Source organism: Tistrella sp. (assembly GCF_002684955.1).
Taxonomy (GTDB): Bacteria; Pseudomonadota; Alphaproteobacteria; order Tistrellales; family Tistrellaceae; genus Tistrella; species Tistrella mobilis.
On record NZ_NYWI01000086.1, the window covers coordinates 14965 to 30447 of the forward strand.

A 15483-nucleotide genomic window follows, 5' to 3' on the forward strand; every position below is an offset into this window, starting at 1 on the left:
ATGCCTGCCCTCTGCCCCCGGCCTCAGCCCGGACGGCCGGGGCCTTCGGCCCGGCGGCGGGCCATGAACACCAGGCGCTGGGCCAGCGACACGTCCTGCTCGTTCTTGATCAGCGCGCCATAAAGCGGCGGCAGGGCCTTGTCCTTGGACTCGCGCAGCGTCTCGGCGTCCAGATCCTCGGCCAGCAGCAGCTTCAGCCAGTCGAGCAGTTCCGAGGTCGACGGCTTCTTCTTCAGCCCCGGCATCTCGCGCACGCTGAAGAAGATCTCCAGCGCTTCCTTGACCAGCAGCTGCTTGATGCCCGGATAATGCACGTCGACGATGGCGCGCATGGTGTCGGCATCGGGGAAGGCGATGAAGTGGAAGAAGCAGCGGCGCAGGAAGGCGTCGGGCAGCTCCTTCTCGTTGTTCGAGGTGATGATCACCAGCGGCCGGTGCACGGCGCGCACGGTCTCGCGGGTCTCGTAGACGTAGAACTCCATCCGGTCGAGTTCGCGAAGCAGGTCGTTCGGGAATTCGATATCGGCCTTGTCGATCTCGTCGATCAGCACGACCGACGGCTCTTCGCTGGCAAATGCCTCCCACAGCGCGCCGCGCAGGATGTAGTTGCTGACGTCCTTGACCCGGTCGTCGCCCAGCTGGCTGTCGCGCAGGCGCGAAACGGCGTCGTATTCGTACAGGCCCTGCTGCGCCTTGCTGGTCGACTTCACATGCCACTGGTGAAGCTGCCGGCCAAGGGCGCGCGCCACCTCTTCCGCCAGCATGGTCTTGCCGGTGCCGGGTTCACCCTTGATCAGCAGCGGACGGCCGAGGGTGAGTGCGGCATTGACCGCCATCATCAGGTCCTCGGTCGCGACGTAGCTGTCGGTGCCCGTGAATTTGGCCGGCTGCGTGGTCTGGTCCATGGCCCGTCTGGTCCCGTGAAAGCCTCATCTCTGGCCAGAGGGTAGCATCGCGACCGACGGGTTCAAGGCATTAAACCATTAAGCAAAATTTCAAGCGATGTTCGACCGCGCAAAAGTTGCATCGCACACACGGGCGCACGCCCGAAGGTCGATCAGATGCATCGACATCGATATATCGACGTCGATGGATCAGCGCTTCCGGGGCCGCCTCAGCGCCGCCAGCGTCGCCAGCACCCAGCCGATCAGAAAGGCGGTGCCGCCCACCGGCGTCACGAAGACAAGCGGCCGCCAGCCGGTGGCGGCATAGAGATACAGGCTGCCGGGAAACAGGATCGCGCCGGCCGCCAGCGCACCGGCCGCGGCCATCAGCAGCCGCGCGTCAAGCGCCACCAGCCCGCGATCGACCAGCGGCCGCAGCACCGCCAGGATCATCAGCGCCAGGGAATGCACCAGACCGTAGAGCGCCCCGGTGCGCACGATCTGCGCGGTGTGCAGATCCCCTGCCTGTTCCAGGCCATGGGTGGCGAAGGCGCCGGCCGCAACGGCGATCAGCGCGCCCAGCGTGCCGATGATCCAGATCGTCCGCGTCATCCGTCTTCCCTTCCGGTTGAGGTCCGTATCATGGGTCGATCCTGGCGGAAAGCTTGGCCCGAACGCCAGAGGGGCTTATATCCTGGGGCGCCTGCGCCGGACAAGGCGGCGCGCGGTCGCAGGCCTGCCGGCATATCCGCTGCCATGGCGCGCAGCCCAAGGGAGGGACGGGTTCGTGAAGGTCGTGGTTCTGGGCGCCGGAGTGGTTGGCATCGCCACTGCCTGGCACCTTGCCGATCAGGGGCACGAGGTCACGGTCATAGACCGCAGGATGGGCCCCGGGCTGGAGACGAGTTTCGCCAATGGCGGCCAGATCAGCCCCAGCCATGCCGAACCCTGGGCCAACCCCGCCACGCTGAAATCGTTGCCCGGCTGGCTGCTGCGCGAGGATGCGCCGCTGGTGTTCCGCTGGCGCGCCGATGCGGATCTCTGGCGGTTCGGCCTGCGGTTCCTGGCCAATTGCACCCGGGCGGCCGCGCGCCGCAACACCGAACGCGCCTGGCGGCTGGCCCGCTATTCCCTCGACGGCATGAAGGCGATCCGCGCCGCCGAAGGCTTCGCCTATGACGAGGCGAGCCGCGGCATCCTGCATGTTTTCGAAGACCCGAAAGGCTTCGACGCCGCCGGCCGCCATGCGGCCGAGCTGGACCGCACGCTCGGCATCCCCCATCAGGTGATGAGCCCGGCCGAGTGCGTGGCCCACGAACCCGCCCTGGCACCGGTGCAGACCCGGCTGGCCGGCGGCGTGTTGAGCCCGATCGACGAGCAGGGCGATGCCCGGCTGTTCACCGCCAACCTGGCCGAGAGGGTTGCGGCCAAAGGCGGCCGCCTGCTCTATGGCCGGAGTGTCGAGGCCCTGGAAACCGGCGGCGACCGGGTTACCGCCGTGCGGCTCGACATGGGCACGCGGATCGAGGCCGATGCCGTGGTCGCCGCCATGGGCAGTTTCACGCCGCTGCTGCTGCGCCGGATCGGCATCCGCCTGCCGGTCTATCCGCTGAAGGGCTATTCGGTCACGCTGAACGTCGCAGGCCGCAACGACGCCCCCCAGGGCAGCCTGACCGACGATGCCCGCCGGATCGTGTTCACCCGGCTGGGCGACCGGCTGCGCGCCGCCGGTACGGCAGAGCTTGCCGGCTATGATCTCAGCCTCAACCGGGTGCGCTCGCAGGCGATCCTGAAGGGCGTGCAGGCGGTGTTCCCTGAGATTGCGCGCGACGCGGTGCCGGACTACTGGTGCGGGCTGAGGCCAGCCAGCCCCGACGGCGTGCCGGTGATCGGCCCGACCCGCTTCCGCAACCTGTTCCTCAACACCGGCCATGGCACGCTGGGCTGGACCATGGCCGCCGGATCGGGCCGCCTGGTCGCCGATCTGGTCTCGGGCCGCACGCCGGAGATTTCGACCGAGGGGTTGACGCTCGACCGGTTCCGGATCTGATCAGGCCACATCTCAGGCCGCCGGCGCAAAATCCAAGGCGACCCGTCGGCCATGGCTGCCCGGTGCGATGGTCATGCCGATCCGCTCCGCCACCGCAATCGCATGGGCGACCGCCAGGGTAAAGCCCTGCACGGATACATGGCCGAACCCGTCGGCCGCGGCCGCCTCGGGCGGCAGGCCGCCGGTGACGGCAGGGGCGATGGACCGCGGCAGATCGGCATCGGCAAAGCCGCCGGGGGCCGAGACGGCGACTTCCGGCCGGCCGCCGGGTGCCTGCCGCAGCTCGATCCGCACCTCCCGACCCCGCTCCGTACCGGCGATCAGGCCCGAGAGGGTGAACATCAGCAGCTGTTTCAGCGCCCGTGGGTCTTCCCTGACCAGGCCCGATGCCGCGGCGGCTCCCCCCGGCGCCATCTGGGGCACCACGGTCACCACCACCTCGCGCCGCCCGGCATGGACCAGCTGCAGATTGGCGACCTCGCCCAGCAGCTGATGCAGATCCACCGGCTCCTGCCCGTCATGGGCGGGGCCGCCGCGGACCGGGCCGGCCTTGGCCTCGCTCATCTTCAACAGCCCGTCGACCATATGGAGCAGGTCGCCGCCGCTGCTGTGGATCAGCCCGGCATAATCGGAATAGGCCCGCGCGCCCACCGGCCCCATCATCTCGCCCTGGATCACCTCGGCGAAACCCAGAATGGCATTCAGCGGGGTGCGCAGCTCGTGGCTCATCCGCGAGAGCATTTCGAAATGCGCCTGGCGCTCGTCGATCAGCCGGCCGCGTTCGGCATGGACGGCATCCAGCGCGGCGTCCAGCCTGGTCACCGCCTCCTGCACATCGGCCATCAGCCGGCCGGCCTCGTCGACATGGCCGGTGGGCAGCGAGGGAACCCGGCCGCCGCGCATATAGTCATGCAGGGCATGCGAGGCCAGCCGCACCGGATCGAGCAGACAATGAAGCGCCCAGAGCGTCGCCCCCGTCCCGGCGAGCGTCGCCAGCAGCACCACCGCCAGCACCGGCTGCGCCTGGGCCCAGGGCAGATCCCCGGCAAGCATGAGATAGATAATAAGACAGACAAGAGGCACATGGACGCCGACAAAGCTGATCGCCAGCATTTTACCGACATAAGACCGGCGCAATCCCAAGTGATAGAGCGCCGCATAAAGCTTTAATTTTTTCATGAGGGGGTGATTTTTTCCAGATGAATCAAGACTATTGTCTGTTTTTAATTTAAGGAAGATTAGCTGAGATATCCACCGGTGAGGAATGCTTGAAATACAGGCCGACCTGCAACACAGGCAGGGCTTGAAGCCCCCGGCTTTCACCCTTGCCGTACCGGCCCGCCTGGATTAAAACAAGTAAGAACTTGGAAAAAGGAATTGCCATGCCCCCCGCAGGCCATGCCCGCACCCCCCGCCCGGCCAGCGACTGGGCCGAAATCCGCCGCGGCGGACGTTTCGGCGCCTTCATGGTGCTGTGCCTGGGCATCTGGCTGCACGCCGCCGACAGCCTGCTGACCACCACGGTCATGCCGGCGGTGACGGCGGAAATCGGCGGGCTCGCCTGGGTGAACTGGGCGCTGGCGCTTTACGAGCTGGGGTCGATCGTGGCCGGGGCCTGCACCGGGCTTGCCGCCCGCGCCGCAGGGCTCGGCCGGGCCACCACCATGGCGGCCACGGCCTTCGCCGTCGGCTGCGTCATCAGCGCCATCGCCCCCGATATGGGCACGCTGCTTGCCGGCCGGCTGGTGCAGGGGCTGGGCGGCGGCATGCTGGTGGCGCTGGCCCATGTCTCGGTGTCGCGGCTTTACGAGCCCAGGCTCTGGCCCAGGCTCTATGCGATCATGTCGGGGCTCTGGGGCGCCTCGGCCCTGGCCGGGCCGCTGGTCGGCGGGCTGTTTGCCGATGCCGGCCACTGGCGCGGGGCCTTCTGGGCCTTCGGCGCCCAGGCCGCCCTGGTGGCCGTGGCCGGCGGCCTGCTGCTCCGCCGGGTAACGGCCGCCGCCGAAGCCGCCGCCACATCGGGTGAAGCCCATGCCCTGCCCTCGGCCGCGGTTCCGACCGGCCGGCTGGCCCTGCTGATCGTGGCGGTGCTGGCGGGGGCGACCGCCGGCGTCACCGGCGACGCCCTGACCGCTGCCCTCTCGGGCCTGGCCGGCCTTGCCCTGCTCACCCTGTTCTTCCGTCGGGACGGCCGGGCGCCGCTGGGCCAGGGCCTGCTGCCGCCGGGCGCGCTCGATCTTCGCCGCCGACAGGGCATGGGGCTCGCCATGGTGCTGACGCTTTCGGCCGCAACCGTGCCCTTCACCGTCTACGGCCCGATCCTGTTCGTGGTGCTGCATGGGGCAGATGCCCTGACCGCGGGCTATCTGGTCGCGATCGAAAGCGTCGCCTGGACGCTGGCCGCCATCCTGCTTTCGGGCGCCGGCGCCCGGCTGGAGCCCTGGCTGATCCGCGCCGGCGCCCTGGTGATCGTGGCGGGCGTGGCCGGCTTCGCGGTGGTGGTACCCCATGGCGAGCTGTGGATGGTGGCCCCGTTCGCGGCCGCCCAGGGCGCAGGCTTCGGCATGTGCTGGGCTTTCCTGGTCCGCCGGATCGTCTCGGCCGTGCCCGACGAGGTCCGCGAAAGCGCCTCCTCGGCCGTGCCGACCATGCAGATCCTGGGCTATGCGCTCGGCGCCGCGGCCGCCGGCATCGCCGCCAACCTCTCGGGCTTCGGCGGCGCCCATGAAGGCGCCCTGCCCGACCCCGCCACGGCCCAAACCGTCGGCTTCTGGGTCTTCGCCGCCTTCCTGCCGGTCGGGCTGATCGGCATCATCGCGGCGGTCAGGTTGACGCGGGAGAGAGAATGACAGGCCGGAAAAGCTGTCAGCCAAATAGCTCGCTATGAGAGCCAAGTCTGAACAACAGAAGCGTTTCCGGGGTGGGCTTGCTATAAATCAGTAGTAGGTCCGGCCTGATATGGCACTCACGATATCCGGCCCAATTACCTGTAAGAGCATGATCCCGAGACTGAGGCCCCAAAGGCACATCGGCAGCCAAAGAATTCAGTATCACCATCAGAACGGACTCCAATGCAGAACGATGTCGGCCTTTGGCTTCCCGCTTGTAGTCGCGCTTGAAGGCAGAAGAGCGCTCAATCGTCCGCATTCAGATCCGCCATCAGATCCGACACGCTGTCGAACTTCTTGCCTTTGCCCTCGGCAAGCTCGCGCATAGCTTCCTGCGTGGCTGCGTTGGGCACCTTCACCTCGAACGGCAGACGCTGTTCCTCTGCAATGCGCATCATAAGCATGCGGATGGCGTCCGAAGTGGACAGCCCCATGACTTTCAATGCTCTGGCAGCACGTTCCTTGGTTTCCGTATCGATCCGTGCGCGGACATAGCTGTCAGCAGCGCTCATGGCACATGCCTCCTTCCATGGGGCGGTGTGGTTCTAATGTAGTCCTTCAGATGCATCTGGAAAAGAACCGACGCCCGCAGGCCAGGCCTGCGGGCGTCGGACGGTGGCGAGGTCCAGGCGGGAGCAACCCGGCCGGCCGTCAGGCGGCGCGCGAGAGCGCGTCGGCGGGGGTGACGGCGGTCAGGTTCTGGGCCTCGGCCACGGCCTCGATGGTCAGCTGTCCGGCATGGACGTTCAGACCGTTCATCAGATGCGGATCCTCGGCCAGCGCCCGGGCGGCGCCCTTGTCGGCGAGCGCCAGCACGAATGGCAGGGTCGCGTTGTTGAGCGCGAAGGTCGAGGTGCGGGCAACACCGCCCGGCATGTTGGCGACGCAGTAGTGGACGATACCGTCCACCTCGTAGGTCGGCTGGCGATGGGTGGTGGCGCGCGAGGTTTCGAAACAGCCGCCCTGGTCGATGGCGACGTCGACCAGCACCGCCCCCGGCTGCATGCGCCCCAGGAGCGGCCGGTCGATCAATTTGGGCGCCGCCGCCCCCGGCACCAGCACCGCACCGATCACCGCATCGGCCGCGGTCACGGCCTCTTCGATGGTCTCGCGGGTGGCATAAAGGGTGCGCATGGCCGGGCCGTAAAGCGCGTCCAGTTCCTTCAGCCGGCCGAGCGAGCGGTCGATCACCACCACCTCGGCACCAAGCCCGATGGCGAGCCGGGCGGCATTGGTGCCGACCACGCCGCCGCCCAGCACCACCACCCGCGCCGGGCGCACGCCCGGCACGCCGCCCATCAGCACGCCCCGCCCGCCCTGGGTCTTTTCCAGCGCATGGGCAGCGGCCTGAACCGACATGCGGCCGGCGACCTCGCTCATCGGCGCCAGCAGCGGCAGGCGGCCGGCCGCGTCGGTGACGGTCTCGTAGGCGATGGCGGTGGCGCCGCTTGCCAGCAGCAGCCGGGTCTGTTCGGGATCGGGCGCCAGATGCAGATAGGTGAACAGCAGTTGGCCGGGGCGGAGCCTGCGGCATTCCACCGGCTGCGGCTCCTTGACCTTCACGATCATGTCGCCGCGGGCGAAGACCTCTTCGGCATCGGCGGCGATGGTGGCGCCGGCCGCCTCGTAGGCCGCATCGTCGAGCCCGGCGCCCAGCCCCGCCCCCTGCTCCACCAGCACGTTGTGGCCATGATGGACCAGTTCGCGCACGGCGGCGGGGGTCAGGCCGACACGGTATTCGTCGGTCTTGATCTCTTTGGGTACGCCCAGAAGCATGGTGTTTCCTCCCCAGGAAAGACGCAGCGCCGCCTCCGCATCTCCGGGCCGCCGGGTCTTGTGCCGGCCTGGGCCAGACCGCCCGGGGGGACGCCCGGGCGGGGGATGCGGATCGGCGACGACAGCGCCGGTCGGATGATGGCGGATCAGGCGGTTGCCTTGATGGCCTCGGCCAGGACCGCATAAAGATGGTCGATCTGGGCCTCGTCGATGATCAGCGGCGGCGAGATGGCGATGATGTCGCCGGTGAAGCGCAGCAGCACGCCCTGCTCATAGGCCCGCACGAAGATCTCATAGGCCCGCTTGGTCGGCTCACCCGCCCGCGGCGACAGCTCGACCGCGGCGACCATGCCGTAATTGCGGATGTCGATGACGTTCGGCAGATCGCGCAGCGCATGCGCCGCCTTGCCGAAATACTCCGACAGGTTCGCCGCCCGATCGAACAGCTTCTCCTCGGCATAGATGTCGAGCGTGGCGAGCGCCGCGGCGCAGGCCAGCGGATGGCCCGAATAGGTATAGCCGTGGAAGAATTCGATCAGATGCTCGGGCCCGGTCATGAAGGTGTCGTAGATTTCCTTCTTGGCGAAGACCGCGCCCATCGGCACCGCACCATTGGTGATGCCCTTGGCGGTGGTCATCAGGTCCGGCGTCACCTCGAAGCTGTCGGCACCGAAGGCCTTGCCGGTCCGGCCGAAGCCGCAGATGACCTCGTCGAAGATCAGCAGGATGCCGTGACGGTCGCAGATCTCGCGCAGGCGCTTGAGGTAGCCCTTCGGCGGGATCAGCACGCCGGTCGAGCCCGCGATCGGCTCCACGATCACCGCCGCGATGGTCGAGGCATCGTGCAGCGCGCCCAGCCGCTCCAGATCGTCGGCCAGCTCCGCCCCATGCTCGGGCTGGCCCCACGAGAAGGCGTTGCGGGCCGGATCATGGGTGTGACGCAGATGGTCGACGCCCGACAGCAGCGTGCCGAAATGCTTGCGGTTCGAGACGATGCCGCCCACCGAAATGCCGCCGAAGCCGACGCCGTGATAGCCGCGCTCCCGGCCGATCAGGCGGGTGCGGCTGCCCTCGCCGCGGATGCGGTGATAGGCAAGCGCCATCTTCAGCGCCGTGTCGACCGCTTCCGAGCCGGAATTGCAGTAGAACACATGGTCGATGCCGTCGGGCGCCAGCTCGACCAGGCGGCTCGCCAGTTCGAAGCTGAGAGGATGACCCATCTGGAACGAGGGCGAATAATCCATCTCCGAGATCTGACGGGCGACCGCCTCGGAAATCTTATCCCGGCCATGGCCGGCATTCACGCACCACAGACCCGCGCAGCCGTCCAGCACCTGACGGCCGTCATGCGAGGTGTAGTACATGTCCTTCGCCCCGACCAGCAGGCGGGGGGCCGCCTTGAACTGGCGATTGGCCGTGAACGGCATCCAATGCGCGTCCAGATCGTTCGGAACCGTGATGCGCGCCATGACCGCGTCGCTCCTGCTTGTTAGTCCCTCGCCGGGCGGGTTGCTCCCGCACCCCTTGGCCGCCGCCGCAATGGCGGCTGGAGTGGTTGTTAGTCCCTCGCCGGGCGGGCGCTACCGCGCCCTTGGCCGCCGCCGCAATGGCGGCTGGAGTGGTTGTTCGTCCCTCGCCGGGCGGGCGCTGCCGCAATGGCGGCTGAGGGGGATTGGCGACGACCAGCGGGCGTCGCCTCTCATCCTGTGGAACAGCCTAGCATTGGCAATTAAACTCGACAAAGTGATTTCCATGGGCGCTGCAAGTCATTGATTTTGCGTTGCAGCACCCTACGAATGTCAAATATCTTGAACAGGAACTGGCAGGCGGACGGCATGCAGCAGGGAGGAAGCGGGACGATGAGCGGCGATCTGGGCACGCGCCTTAAGACCATCCGGCAGATCTATGGTCTGTCGCAGCGCGAACTGGCCAAGCGGGCCGGGGTGACCAATGCGACCATCTCGCTGATCGAGCAGGACAAGGTCAGCCCCTCGGTCGGATCGCTGAAGAAGGTCCTGGAGGGGATTCCGATCTCGCTGTCGGAGTTCTTCTCGCTCGATCTCACTACCCGGCAGCGGGCCTTCTATCGGGCGGACGAGTTGACCCAGATCGCCCGCGGCTCGGTCGCCTATGCCCAGATCGGCGAGAATCTGAGCCGGCGGCGGATGCAGATCCTGCACGAGCGCTACGCCCCCGGGGCAGATACCGGCAAGCAGCTGCTGCGCCATGAATCGGAAGAAGGCGGGATCGTGGTCCGCGGCCGGATCGAGCTGACCGTCGGCGGCGAAAGCTGCGTGCTGGAAGCCGGCGACGGCTATTACTTCGACAGCCGCCTGCCCCACCGCTTCCGCAATGTCGGCGAGGAAGAAGCCGAAATCGTCTCCGCCTGCACGCCGCCGAGCTTCTGAGAATACATTGCCACTATGGCGCGCATAGCAATTTTGATGATGTCGCAACAGGATTGACTGTGCGCCGCCTTCATCCTAGGCTCCGGCTATGTCGATCGTGCACCGTCGGCCCGAAGGGATGGCGGATCGTCCCCCGATCCAGGCGCCTGAGCCCAGCCCGCCATCCCACCCGTTCCCGGTCTCTGGTCCCGGACCGGCACGGATCCTGCGCGGGCCGACCCCGCGATGAACGAACTGACGGCTGTTCCGCCGATGCGGAACAGCCGTCTTTGTCGTTCCAAGCCTGAAAGGACGGGCTTACATCGTCGTCTCGGACAGCGGCAGCGTGGTCTCCAGACCCGCCGCCTCGTCGAGGCCCAGCATCAGGTTGAGGTTCTGGACCGCGGCACCCGAGGCACCCTTGCCCAGATTGTCCAGCCGGGCGGCCAGCAGGATCTGACCGGCGGCATCATTGCCGAACACGAACAGCTCCAGCCGATTGGTGCCGTTCAGCTCGCGCGGGTCCAGGAACTTACCGTCGCGCAGACGGTCACCGCCGCCCGGGGGGGCGACGCTGACGAAGCGCTCGCCGGCATAACGTTCGGCCAGCACCGCCTGAACATCGGCGACGCCTGCCGCCTTCGCCAGCTGGGTCCGGGTCAGCGGCACATGCACCAGCATGCCGCACTTGAAGTGGCCGACCGCCGGCACGAAGAGCGGTGCCGCGGCAAGGCCGCCATAGACCGCCATTTCGGGCAGGTGCTTGTGCTCCAGCCCCAGCGCGTAGTCGCCATAGGGATAGGCCGCCTCGCGCCCGACCGGGGCGGCCGCCTCGTAATCTTCCACCATCTGCCGGCCGCCGCCCGAAAAGCCCGAAACGGCGTTGACCGACAGCGCCGCATCGGCCGCGATGATTCCGGCATCGACCAGCGGCCGCACCAGGGCAGTGAAGCCGGTGGGATAGCAGCCGGGGTTGGCGACGCGGGTGGCGCCGGCAATGGCCGCGCGCTGGCCGGGCAGCAGCTCGGCGAAGCCGTAGCTCCAGCCCGACTTGACCCGGTGGGCGGTGGAGGCGTCGAGCACCTTCACGGCCGGGTTCTCGATCATCGAGACGCTTTCGACCGCCGCCGCATCGGGCAGACAGAGGATTGCGAGGTCGACCTCGTTCAGCAGGCGTCGACGCTCAGCCGGATCCTTGCGACGCTCGGGCGCGATCGAGACCAGCGCGAGATCCTCGCGCCCGGCCAGACGTGCCCGGATCTGCAGGCCGGTGGTCCCGGCCTCGCCGTCGATGAATACGGTGGGCTTGCCGCTCATGGGAAGGGCCGCTCCTCGAAGAGTCGCATGGGATAGAGGTCGCATGGCTGTGCCGGCCAGGGCCGGCGCGGCGCACTATAGCGCAGCCGGCGCGGGCATGCGAGCGGTCGCACCCGCAGGGCTGCCCCGCAGGCCGATCTGGTCGAGACAAAAAAAAGCGGGCGGACCGAAGTCCGCCCGGAATTTGCTCGTGAACGGAAGGCCGGACAAGGGCCATGCGCGTACCCATTGCCCGGTACAGAAGACGGACCACCAAGCTCACCGGCGGCCTGACGGGTGGCGATCCCCCATCGCGTCCCCGCCTGATCGATCCGGTGACAGGACCATTCAACCTGTTCGTGATAATCGGCCCTTCCCGCCCCCGCTGTCAAGCTTGTGGCGAGTTAGGGTCCACATGTTATCGCTTCAGGTGTGGTGGGCTTGCAATGCGCCGGTCACCCGGTCAGGATCGGCCGCTGCCTTCCGCCGCCTGGAAGCCCATCTCCCGAGACAGACCGAGATATGCAGATCCTGATCGATGTATGCCTGCCGTTCTTCGCGGTGATCCTGACCGGCTGGATCGTCGGCCGGCGGCGCTTCATCGATGCGGGCGGGCTGGCCGGGCTCAACCGCTTCACCTATTGGGTGGCGCTGCCGCCCTTCCTGTTCGTGAAGGTCGCGGAAATCCCGCTGGGCCGGCTGCTGGATCCGAAGCTGATCGGCGCCTATTACGGCGCCGGGCTGATCGTCTATGCGATCGCGGTTGCGGGCGGGCGCCGGCTGTTCGGCGGGGGTCCTGCGATCTCAGGGATCCGCGGGCTGGGCGCCACTTTTTCCAATGTCGGCTATATGGGCCTGCCGCTGGTGATCTTCGCCTTCGGCCCGGAAGCCGCGGCGCCTGCCATGACCATCATCGTGCTCGACCATGTGCTGATGATGGGGCTGACCGTGCTGCTGATCGAAAGCGAGCGCGCGGCCGGCGGCGGGCTGAAACGGGCCCTGATCAAGATCGCCCGCGGGCTGGCCTTCAACCCGCTGATCCTGACCATCATCGCCGGTGCGCTCTATGGCGTCTCGGGGCTGCCGCTGCCCAAGCCGGTCGCGGCCTATGGCAATCTCGTCGGCCTGGCGGCGGCCCCTTGCGCACTGTTCGCGCTGGGCGCCAACCTTGCCGGCTGCTCGCTGGCCCGCGGCATGATCGAGGTCTCGGGGCTCGCTCTGCTCAAGATCGTGGTCCACCCCCTGCTGGTGCTGGGGATGGCCACCATCGTCTTCGCGCTCGACCCGCTGCTGGTCCGGATCCTGGTGCTGGAGGCGTCCCTGCCGATCGCGGTGTCGGTCTTCGTGCTGGCCGATCAGTACCGGATGGATACCAGCCGGATCTCGGCCGCGATCCTGGTCTCGACCCTGGGCTCGGTCGCGACCGTCTCTCTTGCCCTCACCCTGCTCGGCAGCTGACCCCGACGAAAGCCGGGATCAGCGCGGCGGCACCGCGCAGCCGTCGTCGGGCGAGCAGCCGTCGCCGTCAGCGTCGTCATCCGACATCCCGCCCTCGCCGTCATCAGCGACACCGCCACCGGCCGGATTGGTGGCGGCGCGGACCAGGGCCATCATCATCTGCTCGGGCGCCTGGGCGCCCATCACCGCCCAGCGGCCGTCGATGATGAAACAGGGCACGCCGTCGACGCCGATCCGCCGGGCCTGGGCATCGGCTTCGGCCATCATGTCGCGGTCGTCGTCAGAGGCGAGCCAGGCGCCGAGATCGGTGTCCTCGGGGTCGACCGCCAGGCCGATCCCGGTCAGCACCGCCGCATCGCCGATATTGCGGCCCTGCTCGAAAAACGCCGTGAACAGCGCCTCGACCACCCGGTCGCCGCGATTGCCGCCATCGGCCGCCGCCAGATCGCGCAGCTGCATGCGGTGGATCAGGCGGTGGCTGTCGAGCGTGTTGGGCATCACCGCCGCACGCTCGGGATCGATGTCGATACCCGCCTCGGCACCGGCGGCACGGATGCGGCCATAGATCTGGGCGGCACGCTCGGGCCCGCCGAACTTGGCCGCCAGATAGCCGGCCCGGTCGGTGCCCTCGCGCGGCATGGCCGGGTTCAGCTGGAAGGGATGCCAGCGCACCTCCACCGGCTGGGCAGCCGGGTGGCCCGCGAACATCTCCAGTGCCTCTTCAAGCCGGCGCTTACCGATGAAGCACCAGGGGCAGACGGTGTCGGAAATCACGTCGATACGCATGGTGCCGGCCTTCCGGTTGCGGACCCTGAAAAAACATGGGGACAGGAGCGCGGGAGAACGAGGCGCCTTCCCCGTCTCCCTTCACATGCGCCCGCCCCCGGGTGGATGCAAGCGCCGCCGCGCGATCAGCCGGCGAAGAGATCCCGATGGGCGTCGCGCAGCAGGTTCTTCTGCACCTTGCCCATGGCGTTGCGCGGCAGTTCGGCCGCGAACAGCACGCGCTTGGGCTGCTTGAAATTGGCCAGTTGGTCGCGGGTCACCGCCAGCACGCCGGCCTCGTCGGGCGCATCGGCCCCGGCCTCGCGGACCACCACCGCCACCACGGCCTCGCCGAAATCGGGGTGCGGCACGCCGATGACCGCGCTTTCTTCCACGCCCGGGATGCGGTCGATGACCAGCTCGATCTCCTTGGGGTAGACGTTGAACCCGCCCGAGATCACCAGATCCTTGGCCCGGCCCACGATCGAGACATAGCCGTCACCGTCGATGGTGCCGATATCGCCGCTGCGGAAGAAACCGTCGGCGGTGAAATCCTCGGCGGTCTTCTCGGGCTTGCGCCAATAGCCCTTGAACACGTTCGGGCCCTTGAGCTCGATCATCCCCGCCGCACCCGGCGCCACCGGGCTGCCGTCCTCGCCGGTGATGCGCAGCTCCACCCCCGGCAGCGGCCGGCCGACCGTGCCCTGGCGGCGATCGCCGTCATAGGGGGTGGAGGTGTTCATATTGGTTTCGGTCATGCCATAGCGCTCAAGAATACGATGGCCGGTGACGGCTTCGAACCGGGCGAAGGTCTCGGGCAGCAGAGGTGCCGAGCCCGAGACGAACAGGCGCATATGGGCGGTGGCGTCGCGGGTGAGCCCCACCTCGGCCAGCAGGCGGACATAGAAGGTCGGCACGCCCATCATGACGGTCGCCTTCGGCATCAGCGCCAGCGCGCGGGCCGCATCGAATTTCGGCTCGAACAGCATGGCGGCGCCCGAAAGCAGCACGCAATGGGTGGCCACGAACAGGCCGTGGGTGTGGAAGATCGGCAGCATGTGCAGCAGCACGTCGCGATCGGTGAAGCCCCAGGCATCGACCAGCGTCTCTGCATTGCTCCAGAGGTTCTCGCCCGAAAGCATCACCCCCTTGGGCCGGCCGGTGGTGCCCGAGGAATAGAGGATGGCGGCAAGATCATCGCGGCTGCGCGCCACCGGCTCGGCCATGCCCGCCGTGGCGCGGACCCGGTCGGCGAAGGCGCCGTCGCCGGTGGCGTCCAGCGTCGCCACCTCGATCGGCCGGCCATTGGTCATGGTGCGGGCCGCGGTTTCCGCCTCGGGCCGGCAGACCACCAGCCGCGGCTCGGCATCCTCGATGAAGTATTCAAGCTCGGCCGGCTTGTAGGCGGTGTTGAGCGGCAGATAGACCGCGCCGCGCCGCAGGCAGCCCAGATAGAGCATCAGCGCCATCGGCGACTTGTCGACCTGCACCGCCACCCGGTCGCCGGGCGCGACGCCCATCTGGTCGAGCAGGGCCGCGACCTGGCCCGAGATCCGGTCGGCATCGCCATAGGTGAGCACGCTGCCGTCGGGCCGGTAGAGCATCGGCCGGGCCGGGTCGGCCGGGAAACGGGCACGGATACGGGCGTAGAGGTTGTCGCTCACCGCGGGGCCTCCTCTCTGAGCAATTCTGGCCTGAGCAATTCTGGTCTAAGCAATCCTGGGCCCGGGCACGATAGGCCCGGCCGGGGAAGAGGACAAGCGCGGCGGCAGCCGGACAAGATCCGGCGGCGGGTGCTGAAGATCAGAGAAAATGAAACCAAGTCCAGAAATGCGAAACGCCGCGCTGGATCGTGAGATCCGCGCGGCGTTTCGCTGACGACGCTTGAGGATTGGCACCCCCAAGGGGAATCGAACCCCTGTTTCCGCCGTGAGAGGGCGGCGTCCTGGACCGCTAGACGATGGGGGCGTCGTCGTGTG

At 67.9% G+C, this 15483-nt stretch carries 14 protein-coding genes and 1 tRNA gene; 4 read left to right on the forward strand and 11 right to left on the reverse strand.

Going from position 1 to position 15483, the window contains the following annotated elements; genetic code table 11:
- Window positions 1-23 precede the first annotated feature (23 nt).
- Together CMO28_RS28190 and CMO28_RS28195 are read right to left on the reverse strand one after the other, a co-directional pair.
- Window positions 24-905, reverse strand: coding sequence for an AAA family ATPase (locus CMO28_RS28190; RefSeq protein WP_062766492.1), 882 nt, complete (start codon window positions 903-905; stop codon window positions 24-26).
- A gap of 189 nt (window positions 906-1094) precedes the next feature.
- Complete coding sequence (locus tag CMO28_RS28195) at window positions 1095-1496, reverse strand: DUF423 domain-containing protein (RefSeq protein ID WP_296720421.1); 402 nt, start codon at window positions 1494-1496, stop codon at window positions 1095-1097.
- A 175-nt stretch (window positions 1497-1671) separates the two neighbouring features.
- Between CMO28_RS28195 and CMO28_RS28200 the strand changes: the two genes are divergently transcribed.
- Entirely contained in the window at window positions 1672-2934 is a 1263-nt protein-coding gene (locus CMO28_RS28200; RefSeq protein WP_296720422.1) for a D-amino acid dehydrogenase, read from the forward strand.
- Window positions 2935-2946: 12 nt separating this feature from the next.
- On the opposite strand, the gene CMO28_RS28205 is transcribed toward CMO28_RS28200, so the two are convergent.
- A complete protein-coding gene (locus CMO28_RS28205; RefSeq protein ID WP_296720424.1) occupies window positions 2947-4113 on the reverse strand; it encodes a sensor histidine kinase in 1167 nt (388 codons plus the stop codon).
- A gap of 203 nt (window positions 4114-4316) precedes the next feature.
- Between CMO28_RS28205 and CMO28_RS28210 the strand changes: the two genes are divergently transcribed.
- Complete coding sequence (locus CMO28_RS28210; RefSeq protein WP_296720427.1) at window positions 4317-5783, forward strand: MFS transporter; 1467 nt, start codon at window positions 4317-4319, stop codon at window positions 5781-5783.
- Window positions 5784-5799: 16 nt separating this feature from the next.
- On the opposite strand, the gene CMO28_RS28215 is transcribed toward CMO28_RS28210, so the two are convergent.
- From CMO28_RS28215 to CMO28_RS28230, 4 genes are all read right to left on the reverse strand, one after another.
- Window positions 5800-6081 carry a type II toxin-antitoxin system YafQ family toxin gene (locus CMO28_RS28215; protein WP_296720429.1) on the reverse strand — a complete coding sequence of 94 codons (282 nt, stop codon included), beginning with the start codon at window positions 6079-6081 and terminating at the stop codon, window positions 5800-5802.
- Window positions 6068-6334 carry a type II toxin-antitoxin system RelB/DinJ family antitoxin gene (locus CMO28_RS28220; protein ID WP_296720433.1) on the reverse strand — a complete coding sequence of 89 codons (267 nt, stop codon included), beginning with the start codon at window positions 6332-6334 and terminating at the stop codon, window positions 6068-6070. Before CMO28_RS28220 ends, CMO28_RS28215 begins: the two co-directional genes overlap by 14 nt.
- Window positions 6335-6473: 139 nt before the next feature.
- Entirely contained in the window at window positions 6474-7598 is a 1125-nt protein-coding gene (gene ald, locus CMO28_RS28225) for an alanine dehydrogenase (protein ID WP_296720436.1), read from the reverse strand.
- 146 nt (window positions 7599-7744) lie between these two features.
- Window positions 7745-9067: an aspartate aminotransferase family protein gene (locus CMO28_RS28230; protein ID WP_296720439.1), complete on the reverse strand. Its 1323-nt coding sequence runs from the start codon at window positions 9065-9067 to the stop codon at window positions 7745-7747.
- A gap of 390 nt (window positions 9068-9457) precedes the next feature.
- Here CMO28_RS28230 and CMO28_RS28235 point away from each other — a divergent pair, with 390 nt between their 5' ends.
- Window positions 9458-10006, forward strand: a complete 549-nt coding sequence (locus CMO28_RS28235; protein WP_014744462.1) for a cupin domain-containing protein — start codon at window positions 9458-9460, stop codon at window positions 10004-10006.
- Between the two features lie 297 nt (window positions 10007-10303).
- Here the strand turns inward: CMO28_RS28235 and argC are convergent, their stop codons facing one another.
- Window positions 10304-11302: an N-acetyl-gamma-glutamyl-phosphate reductase gene (argC, locus tag CMO28_RS28240; RefSeq protein ID WP_296720446.1), complete on the reverse strand. Its 999-nt coding sequence runs from the start codon at window positions 11300-11302 to the stop codon at window positions 10304-10306.
- A gap of 501 nt (window positions 11303-11803) precedes the next feature.
- Here argC and CMO28_RS28245 point away from each other — a divergent pair.
- Entirely contained in the window at window positions 11804-12739 is a 936-nt protein-coding gene (locus tag CMO28_RS28245) for an AEC family transporter (protein WP_296720449.1), read from the forward strand.
- Window positions 12740-12757: 18 nt separating this feature from the next.
- Here the strand turns inward: CMO28_RS28245 and CMO28_RS28250 are convergent, their stop codons facing one another.
- From CMO28_RS28250 to CMO28_RS28260, 3 genes are all read right to left on the reverse strand, one after another.
- A complete protein-coding gene (locus CMO28_RS28250; RefSeq protein ID WP_296720452.1) occupies window positions 12758-13525 on the reverse strand; it encodes a DsbA family oxidoreductase in 768 nt (255 codons plus the stop codon).
- A 125-nt stretch (window positions 13526-13650) separates the two neighbouring features.
- Window positions 13651-15168, reverse strand: coding sequence for a malonate--CoA ligase (locus CMO28_RS28255; RefSeq protein WP_296720454.1), 1518 nt, complete (start codon window positions 15166-15168; stop codon window positions 13651-13653).
- A 228-nt stretch (window positions 15169-15396) separates the two neighbouring features.
- Window positions 15397-15472, reverse strand: a tRNA-Glu gene (locus CMO28_RS28260).
- Between the last annotated feature and the right edge of the window lie 11 nt (window positions 15473-15483).